The following is a 17,643-nucleotide window of genomic DNA, read 5'->3' on the forward strand; positions in this document are numbered from 1 at the left end:
CGATGGGGCTGCTGTTTCTGGTTGGGTACATGGGTTGCGGCAAGAGCACCCTGGGGCGTCGGCTGGCCCGGCGCCTGGGGGTCCCGTTTCTCGATACGGATACGCTGATCGAGACCCGTGAAGGGGCTTCGGTTTCGGATCTCTTCCGTTACGAGGGCGAGGCGCATTTCCGCGAGGTGGAGCGTGCGGTGCTCGAAGAGGCCATTGCCGGGAATGAATCGGCCGTTGTCTCCACGGGCGGCGGTCTTCCGGTGTGGCGCGACAACATGGAGCGTATGAATGCTGCCGGGCGGACGATCTATCTGCGGCGTTCGGCGGAGAATATCGCCGGGCGGCTGAGCCCCTACGGACGGCGCAAACGTCCGCGGCTGCAGGGGCTCAATGATGAGGAGCTCGTAGCCTTCATGACGCGGGACATGGCCGAACGCGACCCCTTCTACGGACGGGCGACGCTGGCGATCGAGTGCGACCGCTTGTCGGACGATGAGATTGTGGCCCGCATCCTCGGCGACGGGGCGGAACCGGAAAAATGACGGGTGCTCCGGGCCGGAGGCTAACGGGGGGGGGAAAGCACGGGGCCGGAGGTGTAACGGGAAGCACGGGGCCGGAGGTGTAACGGGAAGCACGGGGCCGGAGGCATAACGGGAAGCACAGGGCCGGAGGCTAACGGGAAGCACGGGGCCGGAGACGTAACGGGAAGTACGGGGCCGGAGGCGTAACGGGAAGTACGGGGCCGGAGGCGCGGAACCCGACGTGGCATCCGGGCAAGAGTAAACAACGAAACAAAGTGAACGATTCTCCCATAGGTGTTTATGATTCGGGGCTGGGCGGGCTGACCGTCTGGCGCGAGATCCGGCGGTTGCTGCCTGCCGAATCGCTGGTCTATCTGGGCGACGGCAAGAATTGTCCCTACGGTTCGCGTCCCGGAGAGGAGATCCGCGCGCTGGCTGACGAGGCGGTCGGACGGCTCGTGCACGATGAAGGGTGCAAACTGGTGGTGGTGGCCTGCAATACGGCGACGGCCGCGGCGATCGACTCTCTGCGGGCGAAGTATGCCGGAGTGCCGATTGTCGGCATGGAGCCTGCGGTGAAACCCGCCTGTCTGGCCACGCGCAGCCGGGTGGTGGGTGTGCTGGCCACGGAGCGGAGTCTCGACGGCGAGCTGTTCCGCCATACGGCGGCCCGGTATGGCGAAGGCATTGAGATGCTGACGGTTCCGGGGCGCGGCTTTGTCGAACTGGTCGAGTCGGACCGGGAATCGACGCCCGAGGCCGAGACCTGCGTGCGGGCCGCCGTGGAGCCGATGCTGGAGCGGGGCGCCGACCAGATTGTGCTCGGATGTACGCACTATCCCTTCCTGCTGCCCGTGTTGAAGCGGGTGGTCGCCGGGCGCGGGGTGACGATCGTCGATCCGTCGCCGGCCGTGGCGCGGCGGGTTGAGCAACTGCTTGACGAAAACGGTCTGAGGGCTTCGCGGATGCACCGTCCGACGTTTGAGTTCCGTACGTTCGCCGACGAGGCCTATCGCCGACGTCTCGAACGCAAGGCACTGGAATCCTTGTAGTTCGGGCGCATTGGAACGGGGCGCCTGAAACCGCCGGGCCGCGTTTGGCCGTTTCAGCCTGCGGCCCGAAGATCGGCTTCCGCTCTTTTTTGTCCCTTTTTGTCCCTTTTCACCCGCGCGAGGCCCGGAATCTCGGAAAAAATTCGTAACTTCGCTCGATCTTTCAGGTGTAAGAATTCAACGGCAATGGCATCCCGAAATACCTCTTCCAACGCTCGGCAGAACGTTCAGCGCTCGAATCGCGACAGCGCCCGCTGGATTGCGGGTCTGTTGTTGCTGTGCGTGGGCATCTTTGTCGCGGCGGCGGTCTTTTTCTCCTTTTTCAGTTGGGCCGACGATCAGAGCGTGCTCCAGAAGTCGACCGAGGAGCGCGAATGGGTCGGTGCGGAGGTCGAAAATCCCTGCGGCCCTCTCGGCGCCCGGCTCGGACGTTTGCTGGTGGACAATTCGTTCGGCGTCTTCGGTATCCTGATTCCCGTGATGCTGATTCTCCTGGGGGTGCGGATCATCCGTCAGAAACCCCTGCGGATCAACCAGTCGATCCTCTCGCTCTGCTTCATCATGATTCTCGGATCGCTCTCGCTGGGCTATCTCTTCGATGCCCGCTGGAGCCTCTGCTCGAGCACCGGGTGGGGCGGCGCATTCGGCAATCTGCTGGCCAGCCGTCATGCGGTCGGCCAGACGGCTGCCATCGGAGTGCTGCCCGGCGCCATCGGCTCGCTCGGAACGCTGATTGTCCTGATCGGCGGCTGGATTCTCACCGGGGTCTTCATCAACCGCAATTTCATCAACAAGGTCAACCGGGCCGGGAACGTCCTCGTCGGCCAGAGTGAAAAGATCGTCGATACGGTCCGCAGCAAGGTCGTACATGCCCATGCGGCGGAGGCCGATACGGCGTTCGACGAAGAGTCCGGGGATGTGCCGGGTGAGGCGTCGGAATCGGCGGTTCCTGCTGCGGCAGCCGCGGGGCGAGGCCCGGAGACGCGTCGCGGGGAGACCCGGAGAACCGAGTCCGGACGCGAGGCTCAGACCGGGCGTGCAGCCGCGATGGAGAACGACCGGACCGTGGACCGCGAAACCGGACGGGGCGTTGCGACCGGACGCGAAGCCGTGGCGGAGCGTATGGGAGGGGCCTCGGCGTTGCAGAACGATGTACGGGCCGAAGGTACGCGCGACGTGCGGGATTCCGGAGCCTTCGGGGCGCAGTCGGAATCGGTGCGGACGTCGTATGTGCAGCCCCGGCCTGGAGCGACGGAACAGCCCGTGCCGGCTCCGCGAAGCGGGGTGCAGCGGCAATCCGGTGAGGAGGAGAGCCCCTTTGTGGAGCTGACTCCCGACGGACGCCCGATCGAGCCTGCCGTCATGACGGACGAGGATGACGAGTTCACGGAGGTGGATCTCTCCCGTCCCGAGGGGCGTGTGGTGATGGGTCGCGGCGGATTGATCGAGTTGGAGCGTCCCCAGCCGCGGCGTACGGCCTCGGTCGGTGCAGGCGGTGCGGGCGACGATCCGTTTATCGAGATTACGGTCGGGGAGGAGAGCCCCGAAACGGAGGCGGCATCCGACGAACCGTTCGTCGAGCGGACGATCGAGCCGGCTGCCGGGTCGGCCCCGGAGCAGCATCCCGGAACGTCGGGCGAAGCGGTACAGACACCCCTGTCGGAGCGCATGCCCGCCGCAGCGACGGACGTGGCGCCGGAGGAGGCGGTTCGGACCGGGACGGAGACCGGTCTGCCGGCATCCGATGCGCGGGTGGCCGGTGGAGTGACGGCCGCGGCCGGAGTCTCGGCGGCGGAAGGCGCCAAGGAGGGGGTTGTGGTGACGGTGGAGTCCCGCGAGGCCAAACTCGTCGACGAAAAGTCGATCCCCACGGAGAGCTACGACCCGCTGAAGGATCTCATGAACTACCACAAGCCGCCCGTGACGCTGCTGGAGGACTACATTTCGGATGAAGGGGTCTCCGACGAGGAGATCTACGAAAACAAGACCCGCATCGAGGAGACGCTCAAGTATTTCGGCATCCCGATCCAGCGTATCAAGGCGACGGTCGGCCCTACGGTCACGCTCTATGAGATCGTCCAGGCCCAGGGGGTCAAGATCTCGAAGATCCAGGGGTTGCAGAACGATATCGCCCAGAGTCTGAAGGCCGAATCGGGCATTCGCATCATCGCCCCGATCCCGGGTCGCGGTACGATCGGTATCGAGGTCCCGAACCGCCACAAGCAGATCGTTTCGATGTATTCGGCCATCCGTTCGCTGCGCTTCCAGGAGTCGAAGGCCGAACTGCCGGTGGTCATCGGCCGCACGATCCAGAACGAAAACTACGTCTTCGACCTGACGAAGATGCCCCACCTGCTGGTGGCCGGTGCCACGGGCCAGGGCAAGTCCGTGGGGCTGAACGCCATCATCACCTCGCTGCTCTACCGCAAGCACCCCGCGCAGCTGAAGTTCGTGATGATCGACCCCAAGATGGTCGAATTCTCGCTCTACGCCAAGATCGAACGCCACTTCCTGGCCAAGATGCAGTCCGAGGACGAGGCCATCGTCACCGACCCCAAGAAGGCCGTCTACACGTTGAACGCCCTCTGCTCGGAGATGGACATGCGTCTGGAACTCTGCAAGAAGGCCGAGGTGCGCAACATCGCCGAATACAACGCCAAGTTCGTGGCCCGGCGGCTGAACCCGATGCACGGCCACCGCTACATGCCCTATATCGTGGTGGTGATCGACGAGTTCGCCGACCTGATCATGACCGCCAAGGAGGTCGAAACGCCCGTGACGCGTCTGGCCCAGAAGGCCCGTGCCATCGGTATTCATCTGATCATCGCCACGCAGCGTCCGTCGGTCGACGTCATCACGGGTAAGATCAAGGCCAACTTCCCGGCCCGTATCGCCTTCCGTGTGATGCAGATGATCGACTCGCGGACGATCATCGACCGTCCGGGTGCCGACCAGCTGATCGGCCGCGGCGACATGCTCATCTCGAAGGATGGCGAATTGACCCGTATCCAGTGTGCGCTGGTCGAAACCAAGGAGGTCGAGCGCATCGTCGACTACATCTCGAAACAGCAGGGTTATACGGAGGCCTATGCGCTGCCCGACTATACGCCCGACAGCGACGGCGGCGGCCAGATGGGCAGCGAAGAGTCGTCGGCTCCGGTGAAGTACGATTCGCTCTTTGCCGAGATTGCCCGTGATGCCGTCTCGAGCGGCCAGATCTCCACGTCGATGATTCAGCGCAACTACGAGGTGGGATTCAATCGCGCGGGCCGTATCATGATGCAGCTCGAGCGAGCCGGTATCGTCGGCCGTCAGCAGGGTGCCAAACCCCGCGATATTCTCTTCTACGACCTGCCTTCGCTCGAAGCCAAACTGCAGGATCTGGGCGTCTCGTAAGGGTCGGCAGCCGGGGCCGGGAGCCTCTGGTGGTGGAACTGTGTCTGGTGTGGAGTTGTGTGCGGCGTTGGAACCGTGTGCAGTGGAGCGGGAGTGTGCGGCGTTGGAACCGTGAGTGCCGGGAGTATCGGGTATGCCGGGATGGCGGGGTTCAAAAGGATAAGTCCGAAAAAGCGGGGAGTCAGGCAATCAAACCCGGGCGGAAATCGTTTAAAGGATAAATCAAACGTGTAAAATATGAAACGCTGGTTGTTGTTGCTGGCCATGGCTGCCGGTGTCGGGACGGTGTCGGCGGCCGGACGCGCCGCCGAGATTCTCGAAGGATTGGCGGCCGGATTCCGTGCCATGAAGGGGTATGAGGTCGACTTTGTGATCGAGGCGGGCGACTACCGTGCCGAAGGCAGTTATGCCGTGCAGGGGGCCGGGTATGCCCTCTCGCTGGGCGATGCCGAGGTCTACGGCGACGAAAAGGTTCGCTACGAGGTCGACAACGACCGGCGTGAGGTGACGATTGCCGGAGTCGACTCCACGAGCCGCAACATCCTGAACAACCCCGTGCGGGCGTTCGATTTTCTGGGCGATGATTACCGCGCCGAACTCCTCTCCGAAACGGGAGGCAAGGCCGTGGTCCGGCTGACTCCGGTGGAGGGCAGCGGTGCCTCGGCCGGAACGGTCGCCGTGACGGTCTCGACCGCCACGATGCGTCCCGAGCAGCTCGATTACGACTATGACGGCGAACGCATCCGGGTTGTGGTGCGGCGTGTCGCGCCGCTGGCGGGACCGCTTGCCCGCTTCGAGCGGAGCCGCTTCGAGGGGTACGAGTTCATCGACTTCCGTTAATCTTGTCGAATGGCGGAGCGGATTGTCAGTTGGTTCGTTAAAAATATGGCGGCACGTCGTCTGTTGTTGATAGAGCGTTAGAGATCCTCTCCGTTGGCTTTATTGTACTCGTTATCGTAGAACATGCAAATGTAATATTCCCTGGCATGTTCTAAAATCATAAACCAAACAGATTTCTTGGTCAGCATGTCTGCCGTATATTCTGCCGTTAAGTTGAAAATTTCTGATTGAATTTCTTCTGACGGGTTATCTATCTGTTCTTGAGTGTATTTATGTAATAGATCTGATTGAACTTTTTTTGTGATAAACTGGGCTCTTCTGGCGAGCGATAGTGAATCAGTCAGAAGATTCTGGTAAAATATGGCTTCATAGCGTTTATTGCGGAAGGCCATCTCAAAGGCGAAATCTTCATCTTCAGGTATAGTTTGGTCTTCACTCAAAGATGTATATCTCGGATTGTTTTCGAATTGCCGACAAAGCAAATTAAATCGGATTCTGATATCAGTCTTGTTTTGGTTATTTTTATCTATTAATCCAATTCGATAGACCTTGTTGTTGTTTGTAGCAACACCGACATATACCTCGGTTCCATTGAATTCTCCTTCCAGCAAATCTTCATTAGGTATATAGCGAAATCCTTTGGCTTTCAGCTTTTCAATCATGGCGGGCTTGTATCCGTCGACCGGGATACCGAGAAATTCTGTGACGTCTTTTTCCGTTTCTTGCGCTTGCAAAGCCGTAGTGCAGACGAAAGCAATGGCTACGCATAAAAATTTCTTCATGGGTGTTGTCGTTTTGTCCCGCTGGCGGCTCCTCCGGCGGTCATTTGTAAACAAGAAGCGTGGTGCCGCAAATGCCACGTCTTAGATGAAGGTCCTGAGAAAACCTAATGAGCAGATGTAGCAACAGCAGCCCACGCCATAGCGTGAGAGCCACTATGCTATCTTTGCTCATTTGAAAATTTCTCAGGTTTTCATCTACAAGATAAGCATAACGCTTCTTTCAGTATGTCCGGGTCAGGTATGGCCCTACGACAAAGATAGCGAAAAAAACGTGACAACCTTCTTTTTTCCGGCAAAAACTACCGTTCTTTCTGCAAACTGCCTCCGGGGTTTAAGTCGTTGGTTGGATGAAAGGCCGATGGTTTGTGCGAATCGGACCATCCTCCCGGACCGTTTTGTCCGACCCTCTGTCGGGTGAAAATTTTTTGGGCCTCAAATCGCCCGAAAAGGGCCAAAAAACGGTATGTCCCCTGAAAAAATATCCCACGCGCGTGCGTTTTTCTGCGCCCAAAGTTGCCCGGATCGCAAGAAATTACTATTTTTGTTCGTTATTTGGCGGGCCGCACTGACGACCCGCATGGAAATCCGGTTATACAGAAGAGATAGATGCTTACAGAAGAAGAAAAGAATGCCGGTTTGGTGGGACGGATCATCCCCATCAATATCGAAGAGCAGATGAAGTCGGCCTACATCGACTACTCGATGTCGGTCATCGTGTCGCGCGCCCTGCCCGACGTGAGGGACGGCCTGAAACCCGTTCACCGACGCATCCTCTACGATATGAGCGCGGAGCTCAACCTCTACTCCGACAAACCCACCCGTAAGTCGGCCCGTATCGTCGGCGACGTGCTCGGTAAGTTCCACCCCCACGGCGACTCGTCGGTCTACGACGCCATGGTCCGCCTGGCTCAGGACTGGTCGATGCGTTACCCGCTGGTCGACGGACAGGGTAACTTCGGTTCGATGGACGGCGACTCCCCGGCCGCCATGCGTTACACCGAGGCCCGCATGAAGAAGATCACCGACGAGGTGATGGCCGATATCGACAAGGAGACCGTCGACTGGACGCTCAACTTCGACGATACGATCCCCGAACCGACGGTCCTCCCGACCCGCATCCCGCTGCTGATCGTCAACGGTGCCAGCGGTATCGCCGTCGGCATGGCCACCAACATGGCTCCGCACAATCTCTCGGAGGTGGTCGACGCCTGCTGTGCCTATGTCGACAATCCCGCGATCTCGGGCGAGGAGCTGCTGCACTACGTCAAGGGCCCCGATTTCCCCACGGGCGGTATCATCTACGGCTATGAAGGGGTCAAGGAGGCCATGCTCACGGGCCGCGGCCGCGTGATGATGCGCGCCAAGACCGAAATCGAACATACGCCCAGCGGCCGTGAATGCATCGTCGTCACGGAGATCCCCTACATGGTCAACAAGGCCGAGATGATCAAGAAGATCGCCGACATGATCAACGAAAAGAAGATCGAAGGCATCTCCTACATCAACGACGAATCGGACCGAAACGGTCTGCGTATCATCATCATTCTGAAACACGATGCCGTGGCCAGCGTGGTGCTCAATACGCTCTTCAAGAATACGCCGCTGCAGACGTCGTTCGCCGTGAACAACATCGCGCTGGTAAACGGCCGCCCGCAGCTGCTGTCGATGCGCGACCTGATCCGCTACTTCATCGACCACCGTCACGACGTGGTCGTACGCCGCACGCGCTTCGACAAGCGCAAGGCCGAGGAGCGTCTGCACATCGTGCTGGGTCTGCTGATCGCCCAGGACAACATCGACGAGATCGTTCATATCATCCGTTCGTCGCAGACCCCCGATGCTGCCAAGCAGACCATGATGGAGCGTTTCGAACTTTCGGACCTGCAGGCTTCGGCCATCATCGAGATGCGTCTGCGGGCCCTGACCGGTCTGGAGCGCGGCAAGCTGGTCGCCGAACGCGACGAACTGCAGGCGCTGATCGCCCATCTGACGGAGGTGTTGGGAAGCGTCGAGATGCAGATGCAGATCGTCAAGGACGAGCTGATCGAGATCAAGGAGAAGTACGGCGACGAGCGCCGCACGGAGATCGTCTATGCTTCGGAGGAGTTCAATCCCGAGGATTTCTACGCCGACGACGACATGGTGATCACCATCTCGCACCTGGGCTACATCAAGCGTACGCCGCTGGCCGAATACCGCACGCAGAACCGCGGCGGCGTGGGGGCCAAGGGCAGCGCCACGCGTGACGAGGACTTCATCGAGCACATCTACGTGGCCTCGATGCACAACACGATGCTCTTCTTCACGGAGAAGGGCCGCTGCTACTGGCTGAAGGTCTACGAGATTCCCGAGGGAACCCGTTCGTCGAAGGGCCGCGCCATTCAGAATATCATCCAGATCGAACCCAACGACAAGGTCCGCGCCTATATCAACGTCAAGCGCCTGAATGATGAGGAGTATGTCAACAGTAACTACATCATCATGTGCACGAAGGACGGTACGATCAAGAAGACGAAGCTCGAAGCCTACTCGCGGCCGCGTCAGAACGGCGTCAACGCCATCGTTATCCGGGAAGGTGACCAGCTCATCGAGGCCAAGTTGACCAGCGGTCATGCCGAGGTGATGATCGCCGCCCGCGACGGCAAGGCTATTCGTTTCAACGAGAATACGGTGCGCCCGATCGGACGTGTCGGCGCCGGAGTGCGCGGCATCTCGCTCGACGAGGGCGACGAGGTCGTGGGCATGATCTGCATCGAACCCGATTCGAAGCAGGATGTGCTGGTGCTGAGCGAGAACGGTTACGGCAAGCGCACCGATTTGGACGAGTACCGCATCACCAACCGCGGCGGAAAGGGCGTCAAGACGATCAACATCACGGAGAAGACCGGCAAGTTGATCTCGATCCAGGCCGTCACGGACGACAACGATCTGATGATCATCAACCGCTCGGGTCTGACGATCCGTACGGCCGTGTCGCAGATCCGTCTGGCAGGCCGCGCCACGCAGGGTGTGCGCATCATCAACCTGCGTGAGGGCGATGCCATCGCTTCGGTGATGGCCGTACCGGCTGCCAGTGAGGAGGAGAATCCTCAATCCGAGGGAGCTGAAGGCAGCGAGGCGACCGCAACGGCCGAGGCCGGAGCCACCTCCGCAACCGATGCCTCGGCTCCGGAGACCGATGCCCCGACCGATGGCACGCAGACTCCCGAGTCGGAAAACTGATGACAGGAACGCTGATTGAAAAAGAGAGTAACAACCGAACTTTTAATAATAACCAATTCGTATGAAAAAGACGATTTTGACGGCTTTTGCGGCGCTGCTCGTAGCGATTCCCGCCGTCGAGGCCCAGAAGGTAAACAAGGAAGCGCTTCTCGCCAAGATCGAAAAGAGCGATGCCGACATCGCCAACGAGAAGAAGTCAGTAAAGGCCGCAACGTGGATCAACCGCGGTAAGGCTTTCTATGAGGTGGCCGCCGAGCCGACGAAGAACCTCTTCGTCAACATGGAGGCTACGATGCTCAAACTGACGGTCGGAGACCCCAAGTCGACCGCTCAGGAGACGCTCAACGGTGTGGAGTATACCGCATGGGTCTATCCCTGGTTCACGGCCTACATCAAGGACAACAAGGTCGCTACGTGGAAGCAGACCCGTTGGGTGATCAAGGATGCCCCCGAAAAGGCCATCGAAGCCTACAACAAGGCTTATGAACTCGACCCCAAGAGTGCCGGCAAGGTCAAGGAGGGTCTGAAGCAGATCAGCGACTTCTGCTCGCAGGTCGGCAATGCCGGTCTTGATGCCGGGGATTATGTGGGCGCCGCCAACGCCTATGCTACGGCTTACGAGGCTCAGTCGAATCCCGCCTACGGCGAGGCCGACCCCGCACTGCTCTACTATGCCGGCTATCTGCTGACGGTCGACGGTTCGAACAATCCCCAATCGTTCGTCCGTGGCGGCAAATATCTCCAGGAGGCCATCGAGAAGAATTATGCCGATGAGGAGGGTAACATCTACTATTACCTCTTCCACTGCTACTATGGTCAGCGCGAGGCCGACAAGGAGAATATCATGAAGGCCAAGCAGGCTCTGCTGACCGGTATCGAGAAGTTCCCGAAGAATGAGCGGATCCTCGACGGCCTGATGCAGCTCTACACCTCGGAAGAGGGTGTGGGCGATCCCGCCGACCTGGTGGCACTGATCGACAAGGCCATTGCCGACAACCCGACCAATGTCGACCTGTGGTTCGGCCGCGGCCGTATCTTCTACGCTCTGAAGGACTACGACAAGAGCATCGAATCGTTCGAGAAGGTCGTTGAGCTGAAGCCCGATCTCTTCGAGGGTAACTACTACCTGGGTGTCTTCTACACGATCAAGGGCGACGAACTCAACAAGGAGATGAACGAGAAGCAGTACAGCAGCCAGGCTGCCTACGACGCCGATCTGAAGACCGTAAACGAGGTCTACATGGCCGCTCTGCCCTGGTTCGAGAAGGCTCACGAGATCAAACCCGAGGACATGGATACGCTGGAGTTCCTCAAGTCGCTCTGCTTCCGTCTGCGCGACGAACCCGGTGTGATGGACAAGTACAATACCTACAACGCCCTCTACAAGCAGGCCAAGGGTATCGAATAGTTTCCCGCCCGGGGGCCCACAGGGGGGATAGATCCCGGGACTGCAGATGGGTTCCGGGGCCTGTTCGCCAGGACCTCCCGCGGATCTCAATCCCGGAAAAAGAAAAGCCCGACTCCGTAAGGAGCCGGGCTTTTTGTGTGGTGTGTGGTGAGTGAGAGTGTGTGAAGCGGTCGGTTGTGCGCATTGCCGGAACATCGGTTATATACTCTGTGCTCCGGTCTCTCCGCGGTGTTTGCGGTCTCTATCGGGCGATGCGGCCGTTGACCGGACCGCGGGCCAGTTGGGCCGTCTCCTCGACCGTGAACTGGCTGTAGTCGCCAGGAACCGTATTCTTGATGGCGCAGGCCGCCGTGCCGAAGTCCAGCGCAAACTGCATGTCCCCGGCGTGTTCGGCCAGTCCGTAGATCAGCCCGCCGACAAAGGCGTCGCCCACGCCTATGCAGTCCACCACGCAGTCGATGTCGTAGACGCGCGACGTGAAGAGCCGGCCTCCGGTGTAGAGCGTTCCGGAGATCAGGTGGTGGTTGGCACTCAGGACGCTGCGCAGTCCGAAGACAATGCCCCGGCACAGCGGGAAACGTTCGGCCACCTGCTGCGAAGCCGCTTCGTAACCCTTGGCATCGGGTTGGTAGGCCGAGTCGCGGGCCTCGAATTTCGGAAGCCGGATGCCGAGGATCTTTTCGTATTCGTCGTCCGTGCCGAAGAGGAAGTCGCACTGCGCCATCAGCGGCGGCAGCACCTCCTGTACCGTCTTGCCGTACTGCCAGAGGTTCTTGCGGTAGTTCAGGTCGCACGAGACGACGACCCCCGCCCGACGGGCTGCGGCGATGGCCTCGGCGCATGTCTCGGCCGTCGAGGCACTCACGGCGGCCGAGATCCCCGACCAGTGGAACCAGGCGGCATCGGCAAAGAGCGACGCCCAGTCGATCTGCCCCGGCTGCAGCGCGTCGAACGACGAGCCGGCCCGGTCGTAGACCACCTGCGACGAGCGCATCGCCGCAGCCTCCTCCATGTAGTAGAGGCCCAGCCGCTGTCCGCGGCGCAGTACGTGGGTGGTCTCCACCCCGTAACTGCGCAGATCGTCCAGACAGGCGTCGGCAATGTGGTTGGCCGGCACGCAGGTGACGAATTCGCTCCGCAGACCGTAGTTGGCCAGCGAGACGGCCACGTTGGCTTCGCTGCCGCCGTAGCTGGCGCGGAAGAGCTTCGTCTGGTTGAAGCGCAGGTTGTCGGGCGGCGTGAGCCGCAACATGATCTCTCCGAAAGTGACGATTTTCTTGTTATCCATGTTGGTTGTTCTTGAGTCGATATCTGGGCCGGGAGGAGTCCGGAGTCTTCGGACCGGCTGGCGGCCGGGGAATATCTCGCTGCAGCCGGTCGCCGGCGGAATCGGATGCCGGCGGAATCGGTCGCCGGGCGACGGTTGCCGGGGCGGGCCTGTCGATTGCTCCGTGGGGTCATCTCCGTGGGGTCATCCCGGTTTCGACAAAGATACGCAAAAAGCGAACAGATTGTTTGGCCGGGGGAACTTTTGACGGAAACTTTTTGGTCGGGGAGGGTGTGAGAGAGGTCGGCTGCGGAACATTCCGGGACGGAGAGGTTGTCGTGGCGTGTCTGTCGGGAAGGTGTGGGAGAGGGGGTGCAGGATATGCCGTGACGGAGAGGTCGTCGTGGTGTCGGCCGGGGCGTGTAGCGGCAAAACAAACCCCGGACAGTTGTCTGCCCGGGGGTGTTCGGATGGACTCCGCAGCGGAGCCCTATTTCTTGACGATGGTTACCTGCAGGGGCTGCGTGGCGGCAGCGTTGGCTGCGGTGATCTCCTCGATCCACTCGTTCATGTCGTCGACACCGCCCTGGCTCCAGCCCGAACCGGCATAGTAGGTCAGCGTCTGGCCCGATTTCACATTCTTGACCGCTACGGCATGACCCAGCGTGTCGGGCATCATCTCGCCGCCCGGCAGGATCACTCCCAGGTAGATGTCGCCGTCGCGCACGGGATCCTTCGAATCCGAAGCCGCTTCGCACATGCCCATCCAGTCGTCGCCGTTGGTCAGCTGCTTCACGTCGTGGCGCACGAATCCGGCGGCGACGGGCATCTCGGTGAACTCACCCTCGTAGAGGTTGTCCATGCGGTTGAAGCGCTGGTTGGCGTCGAGCGAGATGGTCTTCACGAGCGATACCTGCGTGCCGTTGACGTCGAACGGGGCATAGGTCAGCTCGACGGTCGTGCGGATCGGACCGTTGTCCAGCGTACGGGCCGTGGCGTAGTTGTGGTCCATGAACCAGAACTTGCCGTCGACGAAGGGTACCGAAGCCCCCGAGCCGAGCGTCACGCCCACCTTGTAGCAGTCCATGCCGTCGCCGTAGTTGTGGTGGTAGTCACCCTTGGCATACCACTCGTCGATGACCAGTTTGTCGGTGCACTTCACCCAGACGTCGATACCCGGCGTGACGAGCTTTTCGGGCGAGGTCTCCAGGGCCGGGCCGTAGAGGCGGTAGGCCACCTTGTTGTTCTCCCAGGCGTAGTCGTCGTAGCGCTCGGGAACCTGACGGCCGTAGGCTTCGGCCGGATAGGCCTCACGCGTTCCGGTGGTGATGCGGAAGCGTTTGGTCTGCATGGCGTCGGCGTCGGTCTGGAAGATCAGCGCCTGCGGTTCGGCCTCACCGCGGTAGAGTACCTGCGAGGGGATCTGCTCCCGTTCGTCGTCCAGCACGACGACGTTTTCGGGCGTCACGCCCTTGAGGACGGCGACCTCCGACCAGGCGATTTCGACGGTCTCGTCATCGCGTTCGAGTTGGGTGTTGTTCGTCACTTCGACGTTCAGCGCCGGAGTGCAGGAGGCGGCCAGCAGGGCTGCCGCTCCGAAGATCGAGTTTCTCATCATACGTTTACTGAAGTTTTTTCGATGTTAGGTTTGGCAAATTTACAATTTTTCCGTACTTTGGTCAACCAAAATGGCAAATATTCTATTTAATTTGGTGATTTTTCGTATTATGTCTGACGGAAAGTTGCTAATTTTACATGGTGAAAAGGGACGATTTTCTGGAGCTTCGTTCCATTCCATGGACTTTTAAACGGAATATAGCATAAAACGATGAAACAGTTCAACGACGAGAATTTCCTGTTGCAGACCGAGACGGCGCAGCGGCTTTATCACGAACACGCAGCCAAGCAGCCCATCATCGACTACCACTGCCATCTGAGCCCCGAATACGTGGCTTCGAACCACCGCTTCGAGAACCTCTCGAAGATCTGGCTCGAGGGCGACCACTACAAGTGGCGCGCCATGCGTACGAACGGTGTCGAGGAGCGCTACTGCACGGGCAAGGACACTACGGACTGGGAGAAGTTCGAGAAGTGGGCCGAAACGGTCCCCTATACGATGCGCAACCCGCTCTACCACTGGACGCATCTCGAGCTGAAGACCGCCTTCGGGGTCACGAAGCTGCTCAACCCCTCGACCGCCCGCGAGATCTACGACCACTGTACGGCCCTCCTGCAGCAGCCCGAGTACTATGCCCGCGGCCTGATGCAGCGCTACAACGTCGAGGTGGTCTGCACGACGGACGATCCGGTCGACTCGCTCGAAAACCATATCAAGGTGCGCGACGAGGGCTTCGCCGTGCGGATGCTCCCGACGTGGCGCCCCGACAAGGCGATGGCCGTCGAGTCGCCGGCCGGTTTCCGGGCCTACATCGAGAAGCTCTCCGACGTCTCGGGGGTCTCGATCTCGAAGTTCGCCGATGTGATCGACGCCCTGCGCGTGCGGCACAAGTTCTTCGAGTCGGTGGGCTGCCGTCTGTCGGATCACGGCATCGAGGAGTTCTACGCCGAGGATTATACCCAGCCGGAGATCGATGCCATCTTTAATAAGGTGTACGGCGGTCAGGAGCTGACGCCCGCGGAGATCCGCAAGTACAAGACCGCCATGCTGGTCGAGTTCGCCGTCATGGACCACGAGACGGGCTGGACACAGCAGTTCCACTACGGCGCCATCCGTAACAACAACTCGCGCATGTTCGCCCGGCTGGGCCCCGATACGGGCTTCGACTCGATTGGCGACTTCACGGTGGCCAAGTCCATGTCGAAGTTCTTCGACATGCTCGACAGCCGCGACAAGCTGACCCGCACGATCATCTACAACCTCAATCCGCGCGACAACGAATTGGTCGCCACGATGCTCGGCAACTTCCAGGACGGCCGCTACGGCGCCGGGAAGATCCAGTTCGGATCGGGGTGGTGGTTCCTCGACCAGAAGGACGGCATGGAGAAGCAGATGAACGCCCTCTCGACGCTGGGACTGCTGAGCCGCTTCGTCGGCATGCTGACCGACTCGCGTTCGTTCCTCTCCTATCCGCGCCACGAGTATTTCCGCCGCACGCTGTGCAACCTGCTGGGCAACGATATCGAGCAGGGTCTGCTCCCCGCCTCGGAGATCAACTTCATCGGTCGCGAGATCGTCGAGGGCATCTGCTACCGCAATGCGAAAAACTTCTTCAAATTCTAACCAATATAGGGAAAGACAATGAAAATCGTAACTTTAGGTGAAATCATGCTGCGTCTCTCGACGCCCGGGAACACCCGTTTCGTACAATCCGATTCGTTCGACGTCGTCTACGGCGGCGGCGAGGCCAACGTGGCCGTATCGTGCGCCAACTACGGCCACGATGCCTACTTCGTGACGAAACTCCCGAAGCATGAAATCGGTCAGTCGGCCGTCAACGCCCTGCGCAAGTATGGCGTCAAGACCGACTATATTGCCCGCGGCGGCGATCGCGTGGGTATCTACTACCTCGAAACCGGAGCCTCGATGCGCCCCTCGAAGGTGATCTACGACCGCGCCCACTCGGCCATCGCCGAGGCCGATCCTCAGGATTTCGACTTCGATGCAATTATGGAGGGTGCCGACTGGTTCCACTGGTCGGGCATCACGCCGGCCATCTCGGACAAGGCTGCCGAGCTGACGCGCCTGGCCTGCGAGGCCGCCAAGCGTCACGGTGTCACGGTATCGGTTGACCTGAACTTCCGCAAGAAGCTCTGGACCAAGGAGAAGGCCCAGTCGATCATGAAGCCGCTGATGCAGTACGTCGACGTTTGCATCGGCAACGAGGAGGACGCCGAGCTGTGCCTGGGCTTCAAACCCGACGCCGATGTCGAGGGCGGTGAGACCAACGCCGAGGGCTACAAGGGCATCTTCCGCCAGATGGCCGAGACGTTCGGTTTCAAGTATGTCGTTTCGACGCTGCGCGAGTCCTACTCGGCCACGCACAACGGCTGGAAGGCCATGATCTACAACGGCAAGGAGTTCTACGAGTCGAAGCACTACGATATCAACCCGATCATCGACCGCGTGGGTGGCGGCGACTCGTTCTCGGGCGGCATCATCCACGGCCTGCTGACCAAGCCGACGCAGGGCGAGGCGCTGGAGTTCGCCGTAGCCGCTTCGGCTCTCAAGCACACGATCAACGGCGACTTCAACCTCGTCTCGGTTGAGGAGGTCGAGTCGCTGGCCGGCGGCAACGCAAACGGTCGCGTACAGCGTTAATGAAACCATGCAGGGTGCGGGGAGGGGGTCGACAAAATCCGCTCCTCCGCCCGTTTCGATAAAAACAGATTCTGAAAATGGCACGTTTTTCTAAAATGCAAGTCATGGAGGCCATCGCCAAGACCGGCATGGTCCCCGTCTTCTACCACGCGGACGCCGAAATCGCCAAACAGGTCGTCAAGGCCTGCTATGAGGGTGGTGTGCGCGCCTTCGAGTTCACGAACCGCGGCGACTTCGCCTCGGAGGTCTTCATCGAGGTGATCAAGTTCGCCGCCAGGGAGTGCCCCGAAATGGTGATGGGTGTCGGCACGATCGTCGATGCTCCGACGGCTGCCATGTACATCCAGTACGGCGCCAACTTCGTCGTGGGTCCCTACCTGAACCCCGAGGTGGCCAAGGTCTGCAACCGTCACCTGGTGCCCTATACGCCGGGCTGCGGTTCGGTAACGGAGATCGGCATCGCCCAGGAGCTGGGTTGCGATCTGACGAAGGTCTTCCCGGCAGGCAACGTCGGCGGTCCGTCGTTCGTCAAGAACGTCAAGGCTCCGCTGCCGTGGTCGAACATCATGGCTACGGGTGCCGTCGAGCCGACGGAGGAGAACCTTACGGCCTGGTTCAAGGCCGGAGTCTTCTGCGTGGGCATGGGCTCGCAGCTCTTCCCCAAGGATGTGATCGCCGCGAAGGACTGGAAGGCCATCACCGAGAAGTGCCGCTTCGCCCTGGGTGTCATCGCCGCCACGCGCGGTTGATTCCCCGGTGGGGCGGGTGGCTTGAGCGGTGCGGGTGTTGACCTGCCGCCGCGTTCGGGCCGAACCACGTCTGAAGGCCCTGTCGGGTCCGTGGGCGGATGGCTTGAGCGGTGCGGGTGTTGACCTGCCGCCGCGT

12 protein-coding genes are annotated in these 17,643 nt (G+C 60.4%); 9 read left to right on the forward strand and 3 right to left on the reverse strand.

From position 1 onward, the window contains the following. Positions 1 to 2: 2 nt before the first annotated feature. The 4 genes from B5E60_RS10500 to B5E60_RS10515 all read left to right on the forward strand — a co-directional run bounded on the left by B5E60_RS10500 (position 3) and on the right by B5E60_RS10515 (position 5,800). Positions 3 to 533: a shikimate kinase gene (locus tag B5E60_RS10500; protein ID WP_087311455.1), complete on the forward strand. Its 531-nt coding sequence runs from the start codon at positions 3 to 5 to the stop codon at positions 531 to 533. 254 nt (positions 534 to 787) lie between these two features. Beyond that, entirely contained in the window at positions 788 to 1,564 is a 777-nt protein-coding gene (murI, locus tag B5E60_RS10505) for a glutamate racemase (RefSeq protein WP_087311456.1), read from the forward strand. 186 nt (positions 1,565 to 1,750) lie between these two features. Then, entirely contained in the window at positions 1,751 to 4,960 is a 3,210-nt protein-coding gene (locus B5E60_RS10510) for a DNA translocase FtsK (RefSeq protein ID WP_087311457.1), read from the forward strand. 237 nt (positions 4,961 to 5,197) lie between these two features. Further along, a complete protein-coding gene (locus B5E60_RS10515) occupies positions 5,198 to 5,800 on the forward strand; it encodes a LolA family protein (protein WP_239403310.1) in 603 nt (200 codons plus the stop codon). Positions 5,801 to 5,877: 77 nt separating this feature from the next. Here the strand turns inward: B5E60_RS10515 and B5E60_RS10520 are convergent, their stop codons facing one another. After that, positions 5,878 to 6,582, reverse strand: a complete 705-nt coding sequence (locus tag B5E60_RS10520) for a hypothetical protein (RefSeq protein WP_087311466.1) — start codon at positions 6,580 to 6,582, stop codon at positions 5,878 to 5,880. A gap of 606 nt (positions 6,583 to 7,188) precedes the next feature. Between B5E60_RS10520 and gyrA the strand changes: the two genes are divergently transcribed. After that, positions 7,189 to 9,804, forward strand: a complete 2,616-nt coding sequence (gene gyrA / locus B5E60_RS10525; protein ID WP_087311458.1) for a DNA gyrase subunit A — start codon at positions 7,189 to 7,191, stop codon at positions 9,802 to 9,804. A gap of 61 nt (positions 9,805 to 9,865) precedes the next feature. Continuing rightward, positions 9,866 to 11,212 carry a tetratricopeptide repeat protein gene (locus tag B5E60_RS10530; RefSeq protein WP_087311459.1) on the forward strand — a complete coding sequence of 449 codons (1,347 nt, stop codon included), beginning with the start codon at positions 9,866 to 9,868 and terminating at the stop codon, positions 11,210 to 11,212. Between the two features lie 241 nt (positions 11,213 to 11,453). Here B5E60_RS10530 and B5E60_RS10535 read toward each other — a convergent pair whose 3' ends face one another. Further along, complete coding sequence (locus tag B5E60_RS10535) at positions 11,454 to 12,500, reverse strand: sugar kinase (RefSeq protein WP_087311460.1); 1,047 nt, start codon at positions 12,498 to 12,500, stop codon at positions 11,454 to 11,456. Between the two features lie 469 nt (positions 12,501 to 12,969). Beyond that, positions 12,970 to 14,097: a DUF4861 family protein gene (locus B5E60_RS10540; RefSeq protein WP_239403311.1), complete on the reverse strand. Its 1,128-nt coding sequence runs from the start codon at positions 14,095 to 14,097 to the stop codon at positions 12,970 to 12,972. 210 nt (positions 14,098 to 14,307) lie between these two features. Here B5E60_RS10540 and uxaC point away from each other — a divergent pair, with 210 nt between their 5' ends. The 3 genes from uxaC to B5E60_RS10555 all read left to right on the forward strand — a co-directional run bounded on the left by uxaC (position 14,308) and on the right by B5E60_RS10555 (position 17,507). Beyond that, positions 14,308 to 15,720 (forward strand): glucuronate isomerase, encoded by a 1,413-nt coding sequence (gene uxaC, locus B5E60_RS10545; protein WP_087311461.1) that lies wholly within the window; start codon positions 14,308 to 14,310, stop codon positions 15,718 to 15,720. A gap of 18 nt (positions 15,721 to 15,738) precedes the next feature. Then, positions 15,739 to 16,758: a sugar kinase gene (locus tag B5E60_RS10550; protein ID WP_087311462.1), complete on the forward strand. Its 1,020-nt coding sequence runs from the start codon at positions 15,739 to 15,741 to the stop codon at positions 16,756 to 16,758. A gap of 77 nt (positions 16,759 to 16,835) precedes the next feature. Beyond that, positions 16,836 to 17,507, forward strand: a complete 672-nt coding sequence (locus B5E60_RS10555) for a bifunctional 4-hydroxy-2-oxoglutarate aldolase/2-dehydro-3-deoxy-phosphogluconate aldolase (protein WP_087311463.1) — start codon at positions 16,836 to 16,838, stop codon at positions 17,505 to 17,507. Positions 17,508 to 17,643: the final 136 nt, after the last annotated feature.

It is taken from the genome of Alistipes sp. An116 (assembly GCF_002161005.1).
In the GTDB taxonomy this organism is placed as follows: domain Bacteria; phylum Bacteroidota; class Bacteroidia; order Bacteroidales; family Rikenellaceae; genus Alistipes; species Alistipes megaguti.

Excerpts from the sequence above, each read along its gene's own strand:
- B5E60_RS10530 (WP_087311459.1), top strand. The coding sequence starts at position 9,866 with ATGAAAAAGACGATTTTGACGGCTTTTGCGGCGCTGCTCGTAGCGATT.
- B5E60_RS10540 (WP_239403311.1), bottom strand. The coding sequence starts at position 14,097 with ATGATGAGAAACTCGATCTTCGGAGCGGCAGCCCTGCTGGCCGCCTCC.
- B5E60_RS10520 (WP_087311466.1), bottom strand. The coding sequence starts at position 6,582 with ATGAAGAAATTTTTATGCGTAGCCATTGCTTTCGTCTGCACTACGGCT.
- B5E60_RS10500 (WP_087311455.1), top strand. The coding sequence starts at position 3 with ATGGGGCTGCTGTTTCTGGTTGGGTACATGGGTTGCGGCAAGAGCACC.
- B5E60_RS10550 (WP_087311462.1), top strand. The coding sequence starts at position 15,739 with ATGAAAATCGTAACTTTAGGTGAAATCATGCTGCGTCTCTCGACGCCC.
- uxaC (WP_087311461.1), top strand. The coding sequence starts at position 14,308 with ATGAAACAGTTCAACGACGAGAATTTCCTGTTGCAGACCGAGACGGCG.
- B5E60_RS10535 (WP_087311460.1), bottom strand. The coding sequence starts at position 12,500 with ATGGATAACAAGAAAATCGTCACTTTCGGAGAGATCATGTTGCGGCTC.
- B5E60_RS10515 (WP_239403310.1), top strand. The coding sequence starts at position 5,198 with ATGAAACGCTGGTTGTTGTTGCTGGCCATGGCTGCCGGTGTCGGGACG.
- gyrA (WP_087311458.1), top strand. The coding sequence starts at position 7,189 with ATGCTTACAGAAGAAGAAAAGAATGCCGGTTTGGTGGGACGGATCATC.
- B5E60_RS10555 (WP_087311463.1), top strand. The coding sequence starts at position 16,836 with ATGGCACGTTTTTCTAAAATGCAAGTCATGGAGGCCATCGCCAAGACC.
- B5E60_RS10510 (WP_087311457.1), top strand. The coding sequence starts at position 1,751 with ATGGCATCCCGAAATACCTCTTCCAACGCTCGGCAGAACGTTCAGCGC.